The sequence below is a fragment of the Sandaracinaceae bacterium genome, assembly GCA_020633055.1.
Taxonomy (GTDB): Bacteria; Myxococcota_A; Polyangia; order Polyangiales; family Houyiibacteriaceae; genus JADJJE01.
Window position 1 is genome coordinate 69,922 of record JACKEJ010000012.1, and the last position, 21,687, is coordinate 91,608.

Sequence of the window (21,687 nt, forward strand, 5' to 3'; positions counted from 1 at the left end):
GGAGAAATCAAAGACCTCTGTGTCTCGGTTCATGGGATTCGTGGGCGTCGCGCTCGCGTTGTTTGTCGGATGCCTTTCGCGACCACCGGGCGCGCTGGCACAGGCGACGCTTCGGACGTGTGGGGTGTCCGGTTTTGGCACACCGCTCGACGCGCTCTTCACGAACAGTGGCATCTCGCGCTCGGCCCGCGACGACGGCGCCTATCGCATCCCCGAGGCCGACATCCTGAACGTGTTCGGCACGGACGGGATTCCGTTCGCGTCGAACAGCACCGAGCTCTACGTCAACGTCAACGGCACCATCTCGTTCGGCGAGCCGGTCTACACGTACACGCCGACGGCTATCCCGGGCCTTCGCACGGCGTCGGTGGCGGCGTACTTCGCCGACGTCGATCTGCGCGATTTCAATCGCCTTCTGCTGCCGGACATTCCAAACCCAGGAACCGTCTATCTCTGCGTTGTGTCAGATTTGAACAGTGGTGTTCAGACACCGGGTGACAGGATCATGGTCACCTGGGAGAATGTCACCTACTACAATTCGTCCAACGGGTTTCGTCCTGATCAGCTCAACAGTTTCCAGGTCATCCTCAGCGTCCCGGACGTCGCATGTGGCACGGGTGCCGCGACGCGCGGCGTGGACGTGGAGTTTCGCTATGCGGCCCTGACATGGACCACGGGGGACGCGAGCTCTGGCAACGGCGGGCTCGGGGGCACCGAGGCCACCGCGGGGCTCGATGACGGCGCCGGCACGGCCCAGGCGCTGCCCGGCTCGGGGACACCGGGCGTGCTGATGCTCACCTCGCGCTCCAACGTGGGTGAGGCAGGCGTGTTCCGCATCCGCTCGTGGGGCGGCACGCTCCCCGGCTGCAACAACGGCTCGGTCGACGCGTGCGAGGCGTGTGACGGAACGTTGCTGGGCGCCGGCGTGACGTGTCCTGCCGGCTACGCTGGGGTTCCGCTGTGCAACAACAATCCAGCGAACCCCAGCGGGGACGGAACCTGCAGCATCAGCCCCCTGCCTGCGGGTTGTACCGACATCGACGAGTGCGCCCTCGGCGGAGCGGGGTGCAGCGCGAACGCTGCCTGCGTCAACACGCCAGGGGGCTTCGAGTGTCAGTGCGCCACGGGCTTCACGGGCGATGGCAGCACGTGCGTCGCGCTCGTCGTCACCTCGCCTCTCGCCGGGGCCCAGCTGGGCACGGCCACGCCTACGGTCAGCGGTACGGCAGAGCCGGGCGCGACGGTCGTCGTGAGTGTCGACGGTGTGATGGTGGGCTCCGATACGGCCGACGGCGGGGGCGGCTGGATGGTCGCGGTCAGCACGCCACTCACGGACGGTGCCCACGCCATCCAGGTCGTCGCCACGGGCCCGAACGGCGGCACCGCGACGCGCACGCTGCAGGTCAGCGTCGACCTCATGACCCTGGTCACCATCGACGAGCCGACGGACGCAGCGCAGGTGGGGGACAGCACGCCGCGCATCGCGGGCCGAGCCGAGCCTGGCGCTTCCGTGCAGGTCTCGGTGGACGCAGGGGTCATCGCGACCGTCGTGGCGAACGCACAGGGCGAGTGGTCGACCGTGGTGGGCACGCCTCTCTCGAACGGCGCGCACTCCGCCATGGTCGTCGCGACGGACGGCGCGGGTAACAGCGCCAGCGCGAGCGTCGCGTTCACCGTGGTGGCCGGGCTCGCACCCCTCGACATCGTTCAGCCCGCCCACCAGGGCTTCACGAACATGGTCCGACCGGTCATCTCCGGGACGGCGGCGCCAGGGGCCAGCGTGTCGCTGATGCTGGACGGTGGCGCGATTGGGACTGCCACCGCCGACGCGGCCGGGCAGTGGGCGCTCACGGCGCCCAGCGACCTGGGCGAAGGGGCGCACAGCGTCGTCGCGGCCACGACCGACGGAGGCGCGCCCGCCACCGACACGCACGCGTTCACCGTCGATCTGACGGCCCCGCCGCTGACCGTCACGTCCCCGCTCCAGGATGAACAGCTGTCCGAGCCACGCCCGGCCATCGTCGGCACGGGCGAGCCCGGGAACCAGATCCGCGTGACCATCGACGGGAACGTCGCTGGCACGGTCGTGGTCGCGGACGACGGGAGCTTCGCGTTCACCCCGCCCACCGACCTGAGCGATGCAGCGCACCAGGTCGTGGTCACGGCCACGGATTCCGCCGGGAACCAGAGCAGCGTGACGCGCGACTTCCTGGTCGACACGAGCACGCCGACCGAGCGTTCTGTCTTGCTGCTCTCACCCGTCGACGGCGCTCACCTGGGCGTCGACCGGCCCGTCGTCGCCGGGCTCGCGACGCCGGGCGCGAGCGTGGTCGTCCGCATCGACGACACGTCTGCAGGTACGGTCGTGGCGGACGTGACCGGCACCTTCAGCTTCCGGCCGGGGGCCGGGCTCGCGGATGGAGCGCACACGGTGGTCGTCACGGCGACGACCCCAGGAGGAGCGGTGTCGATGGACAGCGCGAGCTTCACCGTCATGAACGGCACGGACACCGGCGACCGTGATGGAGACGGCGTGCCCGACGACGTCGAGTGCCCTGATGCGGCTGGGACCTGCCCAGACACCGACGACGACGGTGTCCCGGACATCGCCGACCCCGACGACGACGGCGACGGCGTCCCCACGGTCCTCGAGATCCCCAGCGACGTCGACACCGACGGGGACGACGTCCCCGACTACCTCGACGATGACGACGACGGGGACGGCGTCCCGACCGCCGTGGAGGCGCCCGACGGGGTCGCCCGCGACACGGACGGCGACGGCATCCCCGACCACCGCGACAGTGACGACGACGGGGACACGCTGCTCACGCGTGACGAACGGCCCGGCGACGTGGACGTGGACACCGACATGGACACCGTGCCGGACTACCTGGACGACGACGACGACGGGGACGGGATCCCCACGGCGACCGAGCGCATGGACGTGGGACGCCATGGCAACCCTGATGACGACGGCGTGCCTGCATGGTTGGACACCGACTCGGACGGGGACGGTATCCCCGACATGACCGAGGGGCGCGCGGACGTGGACGGTGACGGGGTCCCGGACTACCTCGACCCATCGTCGGAGAACGTGTCGTTCATGGGCGGCCTGAGCGGCGGCTCCGGGTGTGCGGTGGGAACGGAGGGCCGAGACGGCACCGCAGCGCTCTGGTTGGTGCTCGGTGTCATCGGCCTCGTGCGCGTGCGGCGACGGCGCTGACTCGAGGTGCAGACGTGCGCCCGGCGGTCGCGGCGCGGCGCACGTCGTGCAGCCGCGCGAGCGCATGGCGCCCCTGAGCCGTGGTCGAACGCGCGGTCGGGGACCGCGCTCTACGCGTGGGTCTTGTGGTGCTCGAAGGCGTCGAGGACGGCGGTGGCGGCGGTGGTCGCCGTCACCTGACCGCCGCGCAGCTGCTGCTCCAGCGTGGGCAGCAAGGCGCGCACGGCGGGGGCCGCGTGCAGCTCGGACATGAGCCGCTCCTCGATCATGTTCCACATCCAGCGCACCAGCTGCTTCTGCCGGCGGGCCTCCAGCTCGCCGGTCGCGCTCAGCTTTTTGTGGTGCTCCTCGACCTTGGCCCAGAGCTCGGCGAGCCCCACACCCAGCAGCGCGCTGCAGGTGAGCACGGGCGGGTGCCACGAGCCTCCGTGCCCGCGCATCAAGTGCAGGGCCGTCTCGTACTCCACCCGCGCGCGCTTGGCGTAGATCTCGTTCTCGCCGTCGGCCTTGTTGATGGCCAGCATGTCGGCCACCTCGAGGATGCCGCGCTTGATGCCCTGCAGCTCGTCGCCCGCGCCCGCGAGCATGAGCACCAGGTAGAAGTCCACCATGTCGGCCACCACCGTCTCGGACTGGCCCACGCCGACGGTCTCGATCAGCACCACGTCGAAGCCGAAGGCCTCGCACAGCAGCATGGTCTCGCGCGTCTTGCGGTGGACGCCGCCCAGCGTGCCGCTGGTGGGGGAAGGGCGGATGAAGGCCTTGTCGTCGCGCGACAGCTTCGCCATGCGCGTCTTGTCCCCGAGGATGCTCCCGCCGGTGACGCTGCTGCTCGGGTCGATCGCCAGCACGGCCACGCTCAGCCCCTGCTGGGTGAGCAGGGTGCCGAAGGCGTCGATGAACGTGCTCTTGCCCACGCCCGGCACGCCGCTGATGCCCACGCGCCGCGCGCCGCCAGTCTGCGGCAGGAGCGCGGTGAGCACCTCCTGCGCGAGCGCGACGTGCCGCGGGGCGTCGCTCTCCACCAGCGTGATGGCGCGCGCGAGCACCGCGCGGTCACCCGCTCGGAAGCCCGCCACGTAGTCGTCGACGCTCAGGCGCTTGCGCGTGGCCACGGCGGCGCTCAGTCGTCCGCCACGATGGCGTCGAGCTTGTCCAGCAGCTCGAGGGCCGCCTTCGAGATGACGGTGCCCGGCCCGAAGATGGCCGCGGCGCCCGCCGCGTACAGCTCGTCGTAGTCCTGCGGCGGGATGACGCCGCCCACCACGACCATGATGTCCTCACGGCCCAGCGCGGCCAGCTCACGCTTGAGCTCCGGCACCAGCGTCAGGTGACCGGCGGCCAGCGAGCTCGCGCCCACCACGTGCACGTCGTTCTCGACGGCCTGACGGGCGGTCTCGGCCGGCGTCTGGAACAGCGGCCCGATGTCCACGTCGAAGCCCAGGTCGGCGAAGGCCGTGGCGATGACCTTCTGACCGCGGTCGTGGCCGTCCTGGCCCATCTTCGCCACCAGGATGCGCGGCCGGCGCCCGTGATCCTCGCCGAACTTGGCGCTGCGCGCGCGCACCGCCTCCATGCCGTCGGTCCCGTCGCCGCCCTTGTTGGCCTCGCTGCTGTACACGCCCTGGATGCTCCGGATGGTGGCCTCGTGGCGGCCGTAGACCTTCTCGAGGGCGAGGCTGATCTCGCCCACCGTCGCGTTCTGGCGGGCGGCGTCCACCGCGAGCTCCAGCAGGTTGCCCTCGCCCGACGCGGCCGCGTTGGTCAGCGCCTCGAGCTTCACCGCCAGCGCCGCTTCGTCGCGCTCTGCGCGCAGCTCCTTCAGGCGCGCGATCTGCGCCTCGCGCACCGCCGCGTTCTCGATCTTGAGGACCTCGAGCGCGTCCTCCTTCTCGAGCACGTGCTTGTTCACACCGACGATGACCTGACGTCCGGAGTCGATGCGCGCCTGCGTCCTCGCCGCGGCCTCTTCGATGCGCAGCTTGGGGAGGCCCTTCTCGATGGCCTTGGTCATGCCGCCGAGCTCCTCGACCTCCTGGATGTGCGCCCAGGCGCGCTGCGCGATCTCGTGCGTGAGGCGCTCGACGTAGTAGCTGCCGCCCCACGGGTCGATGACGCGCGTGGTGCCGCTCTCCATCTGCAGATAGAGCTGCGTGTTACGGGCGATGCGCGCGCTGAAGTCCGTCGGCAGCGCGATGGCCTCGTCCAGCGAGTTGGTGTGCAGCGACTGGGTGTGCCCCTGGGTCGCCGCCATGGCCTCGATGCAGGTGCGCGCGACGTTGTTGTAGACGTCCTGCGCCGTGAGGCTCCAGCCCGAGGTCTGGCAGTGCGTGCGCAGCGCCAGGCTCTTGCTGTTCTTCGCGTCGAAGCCCTTCACGATGTTCGCCCACAGCAGGCGCGCGGCCCGCATCTTGGCGATCTCCATGAAGAAGTTGGTGCCGATGGCCCAGAAGAACGAGAGGCGCGGCGCGAACGCGTCCACCGAGAGGCCCGACGCAATGCCCGTGCGCAGGTACTCGAGCCCGTCTGCCAGCGTGTACCCGAGCTCGAGGTCCAGCGACGCCCCAGCCTCCTGCATGTGGTAGCCGGAGATGCTGATGCTGTTGAACTTGGGCATCTTCTCCGACGTGTAGCGGAAGATGTCCGCGATGATCCGCATCGAGGGCGTGGGCGGGTAGATGTACGTGTTGCGGACCATGAACTCCTTGAGGATGTCGTTCTGGATGGTCCCGGCGAGTTGCTCGGGCGGCACGCCCTGCTCCTCGCCCGCCACGATGAACAGCGCGAGGATGGGCAGCACAGCCCCGTTCATGGTCATGGAGACGCTCATCTGGTCGAGCGGGATGCCGTCGAACAGGATGCGCATGTCCTTGATGGAGTCGATCGCGACGCCCGCCATGCCGACGTCGCCCGCCACGCGCGGGTTGTCCGAGTCGTAGCCGCGGTGCGTCGCGAGGTCGAAGGCGATGCTGAGGCCCTTCTGACCCGCGGCGAGGTTGCGGCGGTAGAAGGCGTTGCTCTGCTCCGCGGTGGAGAAGCCCGCGTACTGGCGGATGGTCCAGGGGCGCTGGACGTACATGCTCGAGTAGGGGCCGCGCACGTAGGGCGCGATGCCCGGGGCGCCGCCCAGGTGCGTGAGTCCTTCGAGGTCCGCCGCGCTGTACACGGGCTTGACCGGGATGCCTTCGGGGGTCGGCTCGGTGCGCTCGGCGGCAGCGCCGGCCAAGGCGCGCCACGCGTCTGCGCTGGCGGTGGAGGAGCTGCTGGCGACGCCGTCGAAGGGCAGGGTGCTGAAGTCGGGGAAGGAGCTCATCGCGCCACCTCCAGCTCCGCGTGGAGCTTGGACAGGGTCTCGAGCGCGTCGGCGCCCGCGTAGAGGAAGGTGTCCACGCCCTGGGCGCGGAACTGCTCTTGTTTGTCGGGCACCTTGCCCGCGACCACGATCTGCTTGGCGCCGGCCTTGCGGAAGGCGTCGCTCAGCTCGACCGCGTCGTCGTAGCGCTCGTCCTTGCCGACGAACACCACCACCTCGCTGCCGTCGTACGCGGCGAGCGCGGCGCTGGCGTCCGCGAAGCCCTCGTTCTCGGCGCTCTCGATGCCGCCCGCGGCGAGCAGGTTGGCGGTCCAGGTGCCGCGCGCCTTGTGCTCGGGAATGGGACCCAGCTGCGCCAGGAAGGCGCGGGGGCGACGCCCGTCACGGGCCAGCGTGGTGTCGCTCGCGTCGCGCAGGGCCTCCCAGGCGTCGGCGACGTGCCAGCGGGGGAGGGGCTCCACGTGCAGCGAGGGGAAGCCGTCGCGCAGCATGGTGCCGAGGTTCATCATGTCGACCCCGGCCAGCGTCGCCGCGATGGCGGCCGGCACGAGCGTGCCCGCTTCGGAGGTGCCGCGGGCCGCGCGGGCGAGGCGGAGCAGCAGGTCCTGGCGCTCGTCGGGCGTGCCGCGCCCGAACGGGTTGCCCAGCTCGCCTTCGACGTCTTCCAGCGACACCGGGGAGCGCGCCAGGCTCTGCTCGGTGAGGTTGGGGAACTCGTTGACGCCCACGACGGCCGTGCGTCGCGTGGCGACCGCTCGGCGCTGGGCGGCGCTGCCCTCGGCCAGGGCCGTGTGCACCAGGCCGGCGCCGAGGGCGCGGCGCATGCCGCCCTTGCCCTCGATGCTCTGGAACAGGGCCCAGGCGGCGCGCGCCAGCTGGTCGCTGAGCGACTCGATGAACCAGCTGCCTCCCGCGGGGTCGGCCACACGGCTCAGGTGCGACTCGTCGCGCAGCACCACGTGCGTGTTGCGCGCCACGCGCCGCGCGAAGCCGTCCGAGGGCCCGCACAGCTCGTCGAACGCGCCCGTCGCGACGCTGTCGGCGCCCCCGATGGCGGCCGCCGCGGTCTCGGTGGTGGCGCGCAGCATGTTCACCCACGGGTCGCGGCGCGTCTTATTGAACGAGGCGGTGCGCGCATGGAGCGTGGTCGTCTGTGCCTCGGCGCTCGCGCCGAACGCGGCGGTGACCTTCGCGAACAGCGTGCGTGCGGCGCGCAGCTTGGCGATCTGCGCGAAGAAGTCGGACGACACAGAGAGCGACAGGCTCATCTGCTGCGCGGCGGCGTCGGGCGAGAGCCCCGCGCCGATCAGTCGCCGCAGGTACTCCGCGCTCGTGGCCAGCACGTAGGCCAGCTCCTGCGTGGCGTTGGCGCCTGCGTCCGCGTAGGGACGGCTCGACACGCACACCGCCTTGACCCCCGGCGCGCGCTCGCTGCAGAAGCGCGCCAGCTCCACCATCGTGCGGGCCGCCGCTTCGTAACCGTCCGGCAGGGTGCCGGTCTCCGCGAGGGTGGCCAGCGGGTCGGCACCCAGCCCGCCGCGCAGCTCGCCGTGCGGCACGCCACGTGCCTCGGCCACGGCGAACAGCGCCGACGCCACCAGCAACACGTCGCTCTGCGACTCGAGGTGCACCGCGTGCTTCCGCAGGTCGACGCTCTCGAGCACCGTCTCGACGTCGCCTGCCGTCAGCACACGCACTCCGGCGTCGCAGGCCATGCGCACCCACACGCCCCCCGCGCCATTCTCGAGGTCCGCCTTGATCATGGCCCCGGCGACCTCCATGCGGGGGTCATCGTACTCCTGGCACACCAGCCAGCCGTCACCCGCCTTGCCAAGGGCCTCCCCGCCGCGCGTGAACGGCGGAAGCCCGGGGAACGGGACCGCTGACGCGGGGAGATCCTCGGCCATGTACAGGGGCTGCAGCGTGATGCCCGGCTCGAGCTCGGTGCTCAGAGAGGAGACGGGCTTTCCCCGCAGGTCGGCCTCGACCTTGGCGCGCCAATCGTCGCGCGAAACAGGGGCGAACGCGTTGGGGATGGGGGTGGGCTCTTCGGCCATGGGTCGCACGTTCCTGATGGAGGACAAGGGGCTCAATGAGACGGTGGGGACCTCTTAGTTCAAGCCCGAAAGCCCCGCAACACCCCGCGCGCTCAACCCACGGCCGCGATGACACCCGTCGCCGCGATGACACCCGCCGCCATGATGACCGTCAGCCCGAGCACGCCCACCAGCTGGGGCGCCGTCTCTCGCCAGAGCTGGCTTCGGCTCCCCAGCAAGAGCACCGCGTCGTCTACCTCCCAATGCTCGTCCCGACGCACGAGCCGACCCAGGAGCACCGCGGGGTCGCCCTCCTGGTGCTGGCTCTCGAAGCGCGCGTAGTCCTCGTCGCGTTTCGGTTTCCGGGGCGAAACGCCAGCGTCGACGACGCGCCGCACGTTCCCAGCCACCACGAGTGTGCCGTCCGCCAGGAAGATGCGCGTCCCTTGCCCTGCATCGCAGCTCAGGTGCGACTCGTTCCAGTTTCGGTACTGCTCGTGCACAGTGACGCGGCCCTGCTCGTCGGTCGACTCGTAGCTCCCCAAGTGCTCGGAGTGGGCACTCAGCGCCTCCGTCGTGCGGTGCCTCTCGCCCAGCGCTCCTGCCAGCAACCCACGGCTGCCTTCCACGAGCGCAGCCGGTCGCCCGAGCAGCAGCGGCAGCGTCGCCCGCAGCGCACCGCGGTCGGCCCAGCGCCACATCACGAGGCGCACGAGCGCGTGGGCTCCGCCGATGGCGAAGACCACTCGTAGGACCAGCTCTCCCACGCGCGCCGCCGCGGTACCTACCGCGATGCCCCCGACCAGCAACGCAAAGCACAGCAAGAACCCCGTGCCGAACGCCGTCCACCCGGGTGGCGTCCCGCGAATCCTCCCCCGCCGTCGTCGTCCGCCGTCCTCGACCACGGTGACCAAGCGCGCGCGACCGTGGAGCTCCAAGGCGAACACCGCGCTGGTCACCGTCGCGAGCAGTGTGGCCGTCAGCAGAGTGGCCGCCCAGCCCTGCAAGATCGTCGTACGCGCCGCGTACCAGGACGCCGCGCACAACAGCACCGCGGCGAGGCTGGCGCTTCGGTTGGCGATGCGTCGCCAGCGCTCGAACGCTCCTTCGGTACGTGCCTCGGCCGCGCCACCCGTGGCGCGCACGTCTCGCTCGAAGTCGTGGATGCCACGCGCCGCGAACGTGGTCTGGTCCCACGGGCGGGTGCTCAGCGCCGCCACTCGGATGCCCTCGAGCCGACCTGCGGCCTCGCGGAAGCCCGCGTCCGCAACGACGGGGGTCCCCGCGACCAGCACGTGCTCGCCTCCGACCAGCTGCGTGCCGACCAACGTGGCCACGGTGTCGTCGGGCAGGGCCAGCGACCCCAGCGCGTCGCGCAGCGGGGGGAGCGAAGCGACCAGCTCGCCAAAGGGTGCCGTGTGGCGCTGCAGAGGCGCACCGTAGATGACGGTCCGTTCCAGCTCGAGTGACAGCTCGTGGCCATCTGCGAGTCGCAGCGTGGCCGGCCCCCCGTGGTTCACGTTCAGCGTGCCGCCCGCGTGCGCGAGCGTGAGGTGCAGCAGGGGCGCCTCCGGCGTCGGACCTCGCAAGGTCCCCCCGAGTCGGGTGAAGCCTCCCCTCGGCTCTCCCGGGACGGGCTTGGGCGGCGGCGGCGGACGCGGTGGTGCGGGCCGTCGAAGCTCCTCGAACGGGCAGCGAAGCAGGGCGACCGCGTCGATCTCACGGTAGTCGCTGATGGCGGGCGAGACGTAGAGTCGCAGATCCGTGAGCTCGCGTGGGGTGGTGAACTCGACGCACAGCAGGCGCGCCTCGCGCCTCGGCGCCTCGTCGACGGCTCCCTGCCACAGCTCCGCGCCAGAGGGGTCCGTGGCACGTACGACGGCGCCCGCGCCGCACGTCTCGAGCGCGATGAAGCCGTGGCAGGGGCCTTCGTCGTGAAACGACACCTCGAGCCATGCGTACCGGTCGTCATTGTCCGAGAGCCACGTCTTCGCGTGGTCACCTCCCTTCGGGAACACGCGCGGCTTTCCGAGCGCATGGCGCGCGGCGTAGTCGGACGAGTATTCGGAGGACGCTCGCCCTGCCTTGGCCCACGACAGCCGCCAGTCGCCGCGTAGGTCGTCGACGCCGTGCTCGTCGGGGGCGTAGCGCGCGTGCCGCGCCTCGCTTGGCGCAGGGCGGGTGTTCATCAGCTCGGAGAGCGGGGCGAGCAGGAGACCGATCGCGTCGATCTCCTCGTAGTCTTCCTTGCGCCCACGCAGCTCGACGCGCAGACGGCGTGGCGCGGGTGTGCTCGGCGCGAGTGGCACGACGAGCAACTGCGCCTTGCGGCGGTCCTTCGGACGCGGCGCCTGATCATCGAACAGTACCGTCTCCCGGTCGAGGTCCCGGATCCGGCGCACCGAGCCCGTGCCGCAGGTCTCGCACACGACCACGGCGTGGGCGAGCGTGGCCTCGGGGAGCGTCACGTCGATGTGCGGACGCTGGTCCGAGGAGTCGGGCAGCCACGTGCCCTCGTGATCGCCATGTCTGGGGAAGACACACGGCGGACCGCAGGCCGCGGCGGCGGCGTACGAGCTGCTCCACTCCGACGAGGCCGTCGCGCTCGTCGCCCACGCCACCCGTGGGTCCACCCACGCGAGGTCGAGCTGGCCGAGCTCTTCCGGCACATAGCGGCGAGCCCTCTCGGGGGCGGTCGGAGTCATGAGTACCTCGCCAGGCTACGCGCCAAGGGACACCCAGGGAAGCGGTGGGGTATCGGGAAGGCCGGGCTCGTCGTGCGTGCGTCGCGTACCACGCGCCGAGCGGACCAACCGAGCGACCAGGGGCGCGTATCTGATTGCTTGTTCAGTGTCGCAATGAGCGCTAGAACCGCAACTGGTGTCACACCGGTCCGATACAGCTCGCAGCATGTTCACCGTCGTGCTCGCAGAGAAGCCTGCCGTGGCCCGGGACCTCGCCGAGGTGCTGGGCGCCACGCAGAAGCGCAAGGGCTACCTCGAGGGCTCGGGCTACCGTGTCACCTGGGCACTGGGCCACTTGGTCGGCCTCGCCGAGCCCGGGGCCATGAACCCGGCGTGGTCGCGCTGGAGCTACGCCGAGCTGCCCATGCTGCCGGGGCGTTGGCCGCTGGTCGCGCGAGAGCGCGTGGGCGACCAGCTCGCCTTGGTGACCCAGCTGCTGAACGCGCGCGACACGTCGGAGGTGGTCTGTGCCACGGACGCGGGGCGTGAGGGGGAGCTCATCTTCCGGTACGTGTACGAGCACGCGCTGTGTCGGAAGCCGGTGCGCCGCCTGTGGGTCTCGTCGCTCACCCCAGAGGCCATCCGGCGCGGGTTCGCGGCGTTGCAGCCCGCGGCCGACTACGACACGCTCGCCAGCGCGGCCAGGGCGCGCAGCAGGGCCGACTGGCTGGTGGGCATGAACCTCTCGCGGGCCTACAGCCTGCGCTACGACGACCACCTGTCGGTGGGGCGCGTGCAGACGCCCACGCTCGCGCTGGTCGTCCAGCGTGACGACGAGATCCTGCGCTTCGTGCCCGAGCCGTACCACGAGGTCCACGCCGGCTTCGGGGCCCAGCAGGGCGAGTACGAGGGCGTCTATGTCGTGCCGCGCCCCGACGAGCGGGGCCGCGTGCGCGAGGAGCGCAAGCTGCTGGGGGCCGACGGTGCGCGTGAGGCGCAGGCGGTGCTCGCGCGCGTCTCGGGGGCCAGCGAGGACCGGATCCGCATCGCCGAGGTCGAGCGCAAGCGGAGGCGCACGCCTCCTCCGGCCCTCTTCGACCTGACCGAGCTGCAGCGCGAGGCCAACCGTCTCTACGGCTTCTCGGCCAAGCACACCCTCGACGTCGCGCAGGACCTCTACGAGAAGCACAAGCTCATCAGCTACCCGCGCACGGACAGCCGCTTTCTGTCGACGGACGTGGCGGGGGGACTCGCGCCGGTGCTGGCCGCGGTCGGGCCCCGCTACGCCGACGCGCTCGCCGCGGGGAGCCTCACGCGGCCGCTGGGGAGGCGCTTCGTCGACGACGCGCGAGTCACGGACCACCACGCCATCCTCCCGACCGAGGCCAGGTGCTCGCTCCGCTCCGAGAGCGACGCGTTCAAGGTGTACGACTTGGTCGCGCGCCGCCTCCTCGCCGCCTACCAGCCGGACCACGTCGAGGCGCTCACGAGCGTGCTGACCGAGGTCGCGTGGCCCACGCGAGCGGAGGGTGACGCTGCCGCTGGCGTCGCGCCTGCGCAAACAGAGGGTGACGCTGCCGCTGGCGCCGCTGCCCTGGGAGAAGGCGCGACAGGTGGCGTGGACCGTTTTCGCAGCCGCGGTTCCAGCGTGGAGCAGGTGGGCTTCCGCACCCTGGACGTCCACACGGCCCGCGCGCGCCCTCCCAAGCCCGACCTTCCCGCCGGCCTGCGGGTGGGGCAGGCGGCGTCGCTGCGGAGCGTCCGCATCGAGGACAAGCAGACCCAGCCCCCCAAGCCGCACAACGAGGCGACGCTGCTGACGGCCATGGAGACCGCCGGGCGCACGCTGGACGAGAAGGCCATGTCGGACGCCATGCGCGAGCGTGGCCTTGGCACGCCCGCCACACGCGCCGCCATTCTCGAGACCTTGCTGGAACGCGGGTACCTGGCGCGAGAGGGCAAGAAGCTCATACGGGCCACGGCAAAGGGGGTGGACCTCATCGCGCGCGTGGACGAGCGGGTCCGCAGCGCGGAGCTGACGGGCGAGTGGGAGCTGCGCCTCGCCCGCATGCAGCGCGGCGACGAGCCCTTCGAGCGCTTCATGGAGGACATCGAGGCGTTCGTACGCGACGTCGTCGGGCACGTGAAGGAGAGCGGCCCGCCCCCCAGCCGGCGGGGTGTCCCGGCCTCGTCGGGGAGCGCCCATGAGCCTCGAGCGCAGGGGCATGCGCCGCGCGGGCACGCGGGGCAGGGGGCATCCTCTCCGGCCAGGGCGGCTCCCGCAGGCGAGGGCTCGGTCCGCGGCGGTGGCGTCGCGGAGGGCCTGCCGCCGGTGGCCCGGTCGACCGTCAATCGGGCGCCGACATGCACGCCGGTCGAGGCACGGGCAGCGGTGCACGCTCCCTCGGCGAGCGCGAGGGAAGCCCGCGGAGCCAGGCCGCCGGGGCCACCGAGCGACGGGCGCAGCTTGTCTGCGTGGCTGAAGGACGTCTTCGGCTTCGAACGGTTCCGGCCGCACCAGGAAGACATCTGTGCCGCGGTGAGCGGGGGTGCGCACGCGCTGGTCGTGATGCCGACGGGGGCCGGCAAGTCCTTGTGCTATCAGCTCCCTGGCCTCGCGCGCGGAGGGACGACCTTGGTCGTGAGTCCGCTGGTCGCGCTGATCGAGGACCAAGTCCAGAAGCTCCAACGGCTCGGCCTACAGGCGGAGCGCATCCACGCCGGGCGCGGCCGCGATCAGAGCCGCGCGGTGTGCCGCGAGTACGTCGAAGGGCAGCTGGACTTTCTCTTCGTAGCACCGGAGCGCCTGGGCGTGCGGGGCTTCCCGGAGCTGCTGGCCAAGCGCCCGCCCACCTTGATCGCCATCGACGAAGCGCACTGCATCTCGGACTGGGGCCATGACTTCCGGCCGGACTACCGCATGCTACACGAGCGCCTCGCAGCGCTGCGCGACGTTCCCATCGTCGCCCTCACGGCCACGGCCACGCCGCGGGTGCAGGCCGACATCCTCCAGCAGCTGGGGCTGACCGGCGCCGGGCGCGCAGCGCAGACCTTCACGTTCGGCTTCCGGCGCACCAACATCGCCGTCGAGGTGGTCGAGGTCAGTATCCCGGAGCGTGTGCAGCGCGCAGCGGCGCTGCTGCGCGGGCCCGGCCGGCTCCCCGCCATCGTGTACGCCCCCACCCGCAAGGCGTGTGAAGAGCAGGCCAGGGCGCTGGGCAAGAAGCTGCGCGTGGGGGCCTACCACGCGGGTCTGCCGGCTCCCGAGCGTGACGCGGTGCAGGCGGCGTTCCAGGCGGGCGAACTGGACGTGGTCGTCGCCACCATCGCGTTTGGTATGGGTATCGACAAGGCGAACGTCCGCACCGTGGTGCACACGGCGCTGCCCGCCACGCTCGAGGGCTACTACCAGGAGATCGGCCGCGCCGGGCGTGACGGCGCGCCGAGCCGGGCGGTGCTGATGCACTCCTTCGCGGACCGCCGCACACACGAGTTCTTCCTGGCGCGGGACTACCCCGAGGCGCGCCGTCTGAACACGCTCTTCATGGCGCTCTCGAGCGAACCTGCCACACCGGACGCTCTGGCGGTGCGTGCGCGGCTCGACTTGGACGAGGTGGAGCGCTGGCTGAGCAAGCTGTGGGTGGCGGGGGGCGCGGTGCTCGACGAGGACGGCGGCGCGGTCCGTGGGAGCGCTGGCTGGATGGCCCGCTACGAGGTCCAGCGCGCCCACAAGGTGGCGCAGCTCGACGCGGTGCAGGGCTTCGTGGCCTCGACCCGGTGTCGCATGCTGGACCTCGTCGGTCACTTCGGCGATCGCGCCGACGACGGAACGCTGTGCGGCATGTGCGACGTGTGCGCTCCCGGGCAGACGGCGTTGCTCGAGCTCTCGGCGCCGACGGACGACGAGCGGAGCGCCATGCGTGCACTCGTGGAGCTCCTGCTGGAGTGGAACGGCCAGGCGACGGGGCGTCTCCACCGCGAGCTGACCGACCGCCCGCATGGTGCAGGCATCGCTCGCGCAGATGTCGAGCGGCTGCTCGACGGGCTCGCGCGCGCGGGGCTCGTGCGCTGCGACGATGACCAGTTCGAGAAGGACGGACAGGTCATCCGCTTTCGTCGGGCTCACTTGCTCTTCGTCGGGGACGAGGCGCCCACGGAGGACGATCTCCGGGCCGTGCGGTTGGTTCCGCCGCGCGGCGCCGCGGGCCGTGCGCGCAAGGGAGCCCGGGCCACGAGCAAGCGCGGTCGACGTCGGTCCAGCACGGGCAGCGCCGCAGCCTCAGCGACAGGAGCGCGCAAGGGGTCGAGCGCCGGCGGCGTCCGCAAGGGGGCCCGCGTCACCCGGGTCAGCCCCCTCGCGCAGATCGACGCCCCGGCCGAAGTCGTAGAGGCGCTGCGCGCGTGGCGCTTGGGGGTGTCCAAGCAGCAGCGCGTCCCGGCGTTCCGCGTGCTGACCGACCGGCAGCTGGGCGAGGTAGCCATCGCTTCACCAGCGACACGTGCGGACCTCGGCGCGGTGCCCGGGGTCGGCGAGAAGAAGCTGGAGCGCTATGCCGATGGCATCCTACGGGTCCTGAAGCAGCTCTCGGGCAGGTCGTAGAACGCGGAGAGCCGCCTCGGTCCGAGGCGGCTCTCCGCGTTTGTAGGTCGGGCCGACGGCCCGCGCTCGTAGGTCGGGCCGACGGCCCTGGGGGTCAGCGGCGGCGCCGACGCGCGCTCACCACCAGGCCCACCGCGAGGAGACCGAGCAGCGCTGGCCAACCCTCGCCAGTCGGCGTGTGCGTGGCGCAGAGGGCGCCGCCCGAGACACCGCCGGTCGTGCTCACGCCGCCGTCGGGCGCGAAGCCGCCGTCCGGTACGCCGCCGTCCATGACGGACACCGTCAGCTGCAGCATGTCGTCGGCGGTGTTGCCCGCGACGTCGGTGGCGTCGGCCGTGATCGTGTGATCGCCGGCGCTCAGCGGACCGACCGTGAGCGTCCAGCTCCCGCTCCCGTCCACCGTCGCGGTTCCGACGACGGTACCGTCGATGCTCACGACCACCGTGGCGCCGGGCTCGCCCGTCCCGGTGATCACGCCGGTGACCGAGTCCGCCGTGTCGATGGAGACCGTGGTCGCGGTGTCGACCGTGAACGAGGCGCTGTCCTGCGCCATGTTCGCGGCGGTGTCGGTCGCCGTCGCCGTGACCGTGTAGGTGCCGTCGAGCAGGGCGCTCGTGACGTCCACGCTCCAGTTGCCGCTCGCGTCGGCGATCACGGTGCCCAGGGACACGTCGGACCCGTCGACCACGATGGTCACCTCGACCGACGCACCAGGCACGGCCGTGCCCGACACCGTCGGCGTGTTGTCGCTCGTCACCGAGCCGTTGGCAGGCTGGGTGATGGCGACGTCCGTGTTCGAGTCGACCGTGAACGTCACGGCGTCCGACGCGCTGTTCCCAGCCACGTCGGTCGCGACGACCTCGACGTCGTGCTGCCCGTTGGTGAGCGGCGTGCTGGGCGTCACGGTCCAGGCGCCGTTGCCGTCGACCGTGGTGGTGCCCACCTCGGTGCCGTCGATGCTGACGACCACCGTCGCGCCCGGTTCACCGGTGCCGGTGATGGTCGGCGTGGCGTCGAGCGACGTGCTTCCGTCGGCCGGCGCGGTGATCGCCACGTCGGTCATGGTGTCGATGGCGAAGTTCACCATGTCGGTGTCGCTCAGGAGCGCCACGTTGATGATCGCGAGCAGGCCGTGGCCCCCGTCTTCCAGCGGAGACGACAGCGTCAGCGACCAGTTGCCCGAGGCGTCCACCGTCGTCGTCAGCGGCCCGCCCATGTCGAGGCTCAGCTCGATGGTCGCGCCCGGCGTGCCGGTGCCGGTCAGCGTAGGCGTGTTGTTGTTCGACACGCTCTGGTCCGCCGGCGAGGTGATCGTCACCTGCACGGCGGCGCACATGGCCGCTGCGGTGCACACGCCCGCCGAGCAGGTCGTGAACTCCGTGACGGTCGGGTTGCTGCACATGCCGGCCGAGCACACGTCGTCCGTGCACTCGTTGCCGTCACTGCACTCGCTGTTCGCAGCGCAGCTGACGCACTCGTTCGCGCCGCCGCTGCCCACCACACAGTTGGGGGTGGCGGCGTCGCAGCCCGTGTCCGTACCGGCGCCGTCATCGACGCACAGCTCGCAGGTCGCGCCGGACATGCCGACAACGCAGAACGGCGCGCCGCCTGTGCAACCGGCGTCCGTGCCTGTCGGGTCGGTGTCGGCGCAGGTCACGCACATGTTGCTCGGCGCGCCGGAGCACACCTCGCCGCCCATGCACATGCCGGCGTCACCAGCCGCCACCGGGGTCGCCATGCACGTGTTCCCGACGCACGCGTCGGTCGTGCACACGTTCCCGTCGTCGCACTGAGCGTCCGCCGTGCAGGCCACGCACTCGCGCGAGCCACTGGCCCCGATGCAGTCCGGCGCGCCTGCGCTGCAACCCGAGTCGACGCCGCTGCCGTCGTCGACGCAGACCTCGCACAGGGCCGAGCCCAGGCCGTCACACACGCCCGTGCTGCACGTGGTGCCCTCGGTCGTGGGCGGGTTGGTGCAAGCGCCCGCGCCGCACACGTCGTCCGTGCACTCGTTGGCGTCCGCGCACGCCGCGCACGCGCCGCCTGCCGTTCCACAGGCCAGCACCGTGTTGCCGGTTCGACACGTCGATCCGTCCCAGCAGCCCGTGCAGCAAGACAGCGTGCCGCTGCCCTGGCAGGTGCCCGGCGACGCCCCACTGGTGCACGCATCACCCGCGGTCGCGCCCGCGCAGCCCCCCACCGAGAACGACCCGGTGGCGGACACCATGACGCCGTCCACGGTCCCCGTGACGCTGACGTCGTAGGTCGTGCCGGCCGTGAGCCCGCTGATGGACCCCGCCGCGCACGTCCACGTCGTGCCCATCACGAAGCCCGTGCACGTGAACATGTCGCTGCTCGTCGTGCTGGTGACGGTGACGCTGAGCATCGTCCCGTTCGGGAGGTGCGTCGCGCCGCCGCTCGGCGTCGTGCTGAGGGCCGTGATGGTCCCCGTCGGCGCGCTCAGCGTGATGCTCGGCGCGTCACACGTGCCACCCACGCAGATGTCGCCGCTGCTGCCGCAGTTGGTGGACGTGATGCACTCCACACAGACCGCGGGGCTGCCAGAGCGGTCGCACATCGGCGTGCCGAGCGTGCAGCCGGCGTCGAGCCCAGTGCCTGGTGTGCTGTCGATGCACACGACGCACTCGGGGGCGCCCACGCTCCCATTGCACACGCCGCCGGCGCACGGCAGACCCGCGAGTACGGGCGGGTTGGAGCACGTCCCGAGGACACACAGGTCGGTGGTGCAGGGGTTCCCGTCCAAGCAGTCGGTCGGGAGCAGACAGCCCACGCAGGCGAACCCGCCCATGCCGTCACTGGTGCACTGCGGCGCGCCCGCCGTGCAGCCCAGGTCCTGGCCCATGCCCGCGGCGGTGTCGATGCACGTGACGCACGAGGGGTTCATCGCCGCACCGTCACACACGCCCCCGGGGCACGTGACGCCCGCCATGAGCGAGGTGTTCACGCACACGTTGGCCACGCACGTGTCCGTGGAGCACGCGTTGCCGTCGTTGCAGTGCGCGTCCGTGATGCACGCGCGGCACACGCCCATGGCGTCGCAGTGACCGCCCGCGACGCACTGCGCGTCCGACAGGCAGCCCATCGTCCCGATCTCGATGCGACAGTTCGCCGAGCAGCCGTCGCCGCTCATGACGCCTCCGTCGTCGCAGCCCTCACCCGCGTCGATCTGGCCGTTGCCGCAGCCCGGCACCCGGAAGGGGTTGTAGAACGCGAACAAGCCGGTGCCGCTGCGCCCGGTCACGAGCCCCATCTGGAAGTCGCCCGACGACGACACGATGTGCACGCCGTCGGCGATCGCGAAGCGCACCATGGTGACGTCCGGGCGCCCGGGGACGACGTTCAGGGTGGGGCTCGAGAGGACGGCGCCGTCCAGGCGCAGCGAGCTCACGCGGTTCGTCTCGATGGTCACCACGGCGGTGCCGTTGCCGTCCACGTCGACGGCCACGTTGAGCGAGGTCGACCCACGGAACTCGGTGGGCGGCAGGAAGCTGAGGCCGATCTCGCAGCCGGTCTGGGCCGCGTTCTGGTACACGGCGACGGGGTTGGACGTCTCGATCAAGGTCGCCCCGGCCGCGGGCACGAAGCGGTGGCGCTCGCCCGCGTCGAGCGTGGCCACCAGCGAGCCGTTGACCATCACCTCGGTGTTGTCGGTGTCGGCGACGACGCGCACGTCTTCGCCCTGCGTGTCACCGCCCGGGTAGTTCGTGACGGTGAACACGCTGCCCCACTGGGTGGTCGGCAGGATGTTGTCGAGGCCGTCGTCGCCGCAGCTGCCCGTGACGCTGCACGTGCCGCTCCAGCCGCGGCCGCCGCTGAGCACGGCGATGGGAGCCGTGGCCGTGATCAGCGCGCCATCGATCTCGTTGTTGCAGGTGTCCGCCACGCTCCGCATGACGAAGGTCTCGCCGGCCGCCAGCGTGAAGGTGTGGGTGAGCCCGGTCACACCCTGCCAGAAGTTGCCCATGGCGCCGGGCGGGGCCGTGACGGTCACGCTCGCGCCGGTGGGTGCGTAGAAGGACAGGGTGTCGTGTCCCGTGTTCGGCGTGTTGTCGGCGTTCAAGTTGTAGCCGCCCGCGCGGAAGCGTGTCCCGAGGGCGTAGGACGCCTCCTTGATGGACGCCGAGCTCTGCCAGGGGCCTGCGATGGTGCGCGCCGCCACGAAGATGTCGATGTCGGACTCGATGAAGATGCCGCGCGTCTCCACCGTGTGGTAGCTCGCCGCGACCCCGTTGGCGGTGGACAGCGCGACGATCGCGGGTGCCGCCGCCGTCGCGGTGAACGCGACGGGTGTGCCGTTGCCGAAGCGGTACGTGCCAGTGGCCGTTCCCGTCGAGCTCGCGATGACCAGGTCCCAGCCTACCCCCATGTAGTTGGTCGGGGTCGGCATCTGCGGCGGGACGTAGTAGCAGCGCCGCCCGGCCGGGCAGGTCTGGGCTTGCGCGGTAGCTGGGGCGAAAGACCCCAGCAGGGCCGCGAAGGTGGCGATCAGAGACAGCGCCGCGTGGGCGCTTCTGCCGTGCGGGCGGGTGCGGCTCGCAGGCGGGGCCCCTTGGGGCCCGCATTGGCTGGTGATTGGCGACACGGTTCACACTCCCTGCACGCCGCCCGACGCGGCGCGTGACCGTAAGCTAGCGAACCATCGCGTGCGGCGAAAGTGGATTTTTGCACCATCGTTGGGATTGCTCCGTATGAGCGCCCCAACGGACCCTTTGTACGTCCCCGCCTCGGCGGCACGTGGGCGCCTACTCGAAGAGTCCGAAGTACGCGTCGATCACGCGCTCGCCGAAAAAGAAGAACTCGAGGGCGCCCAGGGCCAGGAAGGGACCGAAGGGGATCATCGGCCGGTCGCGGTCGTCCGAATCGCGCCCATCGGTGTCCGCGGGGTCCTCGGCCAGCGCCTCCCCCGCAGCCTCCCCAGCGGCCGCACCCCCGTTTTCCGCGCCCGTCAAGCGGAGCCGCAGCAGCGCCTCCTCGCCGCGCTGCAGCTCTGGGTGTCGGCCGAAGAGGTCCTTCAGATACATCAACAGGCTCTCACGGTCCCAGGTGTCGAGGGGGTCGTCGGCGGGAGGAGGGAGCAGCGAGTGGCCGGCGACGAACGCCACCGCCGCGGCCACGAGCCCCTGCATCGACCCGGCCACGACCGCAAACAACACGCCCTTCCAGCCCAGGAACGCGCCGATCATCAGGAGGAGCTTCGGGTCACCCTCGCCCATCCCTCGGCGGCCCGTGAAGCGCTCGTAGGCCCAGACGAAGACCAACTGCACGAACAGGAAGCCCATCGCCGCACCGAGCGCCGCGTCCTCCGCGCTCACCAGCCCGATGCCGTTGCCAGCCACCATCAGACCGAGGGCCGCCCCGGGGAGGCTCACCTCGTCCGGGATGACCAGCCACTCCAGGTCGATGAACGTCGCGACGAGCAGTCCACCCGCGAACATGAAGTAGGCCAGGGCCGACAGCGACGCGGGGAGCAGCTCCGCGCCCGGGCCCGCGTGTACGACGAAGCGCTCGGCGACCCCGACGCACAACACGGCGCCGAGCACCTCGACGACGACGTAGCGCGGCGTCATGGGGGCTCCGCAGCACGCGGCGCGGCCCCGCAGCAAGAGGTAGCCGAGGATCGGCACGTTCCGCCACGCTTGCACTGGCGCGCCGCAGGCCGGGCAATGGCTCGGTGGGCTCACCACGGACATGTGCCGTGGCCAGCGATAGATGCAGACGTTGAAGAAGCTGCCCCAAGTCGCCCCGAACACGAACGCGATCGCGCGGACGAGCGCTTCAGGAAGTTCACTGGCGTACATCGTCCCGGACCA

Annotated in this window: 8 protein-coding genes; 2 read left to right on the forward strand and 6 right to left on the reverse strand. The window is 71.3% G+C overall.

The features are described 5' to 3' along the window. The first annotated feature begins 124 nt into the window (after positions 1–124). Positions 125–3,223: a hypothetical protein gene (locus H6726_26760; protein MCB9661279.1), complete on the forward strand. Its 3,099-nt coding sequence runs from the start codon at positions 125–127 to the stop codon at positions 3,221–3,223. Positions 3,224–3,333: 110 nt separating this feature from the next. Here H6726_26760 and meaB read toward each other — a convergent pair whose 3' ends face one another. From meaB to H6726_26780, 4 genes are all read right to left on the reverse strand, one after another. Beyond that, the gene (meaB, locus tag H6726_26765) at positions 3,334–4,338 is read right to left on the reverse strand and encodes a methylmalonyl Co-A mutase-associated GTPase MeaB (protein MCB9661280.1); all 1,005 of its coding nucleotides are present in this window, start codon (positions 4,336–4,338) and stop codon (positions 3,334–3,336) included. A gap of 8 nt (positions 4,339–4,346) precedes the next feature. Next, positions 4,347–6,536 carry a methylmalonyl-CoA mutase gene (scpA, locus tag H6726_26770; protein ID MCB9661281.1) on the reverse strand — a complete coding sequence of 730 codons (2,190 nt, stop codon included), beginning with the start codon at positions 6,534–6,536 and terminating at the stop codon, positions 4,347–4,349. Further along, positions 6,533–8,593, reverse strand: coding sequence for a methylmalonyl-CoA mutase small subunit (locus H6726_26775; GenBank protein MCB9661282.1), 2,061 nt, complete (start codon positions 8,591–8,593; stop codon positions 6,533–6,535). The genes scpA and H6726_26775 overlap by 4 nt, the downstream gene beginning before the upstream one ends. A 92-nt stretch (positions 8,594–8,685) precedes the next feature. After that, a complete protein-coding gene (locus H6726_26780; GenBank protein MCB9661283.1) occupies positions 8,686–11,277 on the reverse strand; it encodes a hypothetical protein in 2,592 nt (863 codons plus the stop codon). A gap of 205 nt (positions 11,278–11,482) precedes the next feature. On the opposite strand from H6726_26780, the gene H6726_26785 reads away from it, so the two are divergent. Further along, a complete protein-coding gene (locus H6726_26785; GenBank protein ID MCB9661284.1) occupies positions 11,483–15,856 on the forward strand; it encodes a RecQ family ATP-dependent DNA helicase in 4,374 nt (1,457 codons plus the stop codon). Between the two features lie 94 nt (positions 15,857–15,950). Here H6726_26785 and H6726_26790 read toward each other — a convergent pair whose 3' ends face one another. Both H6726_26790 and H6726_26795 read right to left on the reverse strand, forming a co-directional pair. After that, positions 15,951–20,264, reverse strand: coding sequence for a hypothetical protein (locus H6726_26790; protein ID MCB9661285.1), 4,314 nt, complete (start codon positions 20,262–20,264; stop codon positions 15,951–15,953). 355 nt (positions 20,265–20,619) lie between these two features. After that, entirely contained in the window at positions 20,620–21,675 is a 1,056-nt protein-coding gene (locus H6726_26795; GenBank protein ID MCB9661286.1) for a prepilin peptidase, read from the reverse strand. Positions 21,676–21,687 lie beyond the last annotated feature (12 nt).

Bases quoted from the DNA above. Each gene is read 5' to 3' on its own strand.
- scpA (MCB9661281.1), bottom strand. From the start codon at position 6,536: ATGAGCTCCTTCCCCGACTTCAGCACCCTGCCCTTCGACGGCGTCGCC.
- H6726_26775 (MCB9661282.1), bottom strand. From the start codon at position 8,593: ATGGCCGAAGAGCCCACCCCCATCCCCAACGCGTTCGCCCCTGTTTCG.
- H6726_26780 (MCB9661283.1), bottom strand. From the start codon at position 11,277: ATGACTCCGACCGCCCCCGAGAGGGCTCGCCGCTATGTGCCGGAAGAG.
- H6726_26785 (MCB9661284.1), top strand. From the start codon at position 11,483: ATGTTCACCGTCGTGCTCGCAGAGAAGCCTGCCGTGGCCCGGGACCTC.
- H6726_26790 (MCB9661285.1), bottom strand. From the start codon at position 20,264: ATGCCGACCCCGACCAACTACATGGGGGTAGGCTGGGACCTGGTCATC.
- H6726_26795 (MCB9661286.1), bottom strand. From the start codon at position 21,675: ATGTACGCCAGTGAACTTCCTGAAGCGCTCGTCCGCGCGATCGCGTTC.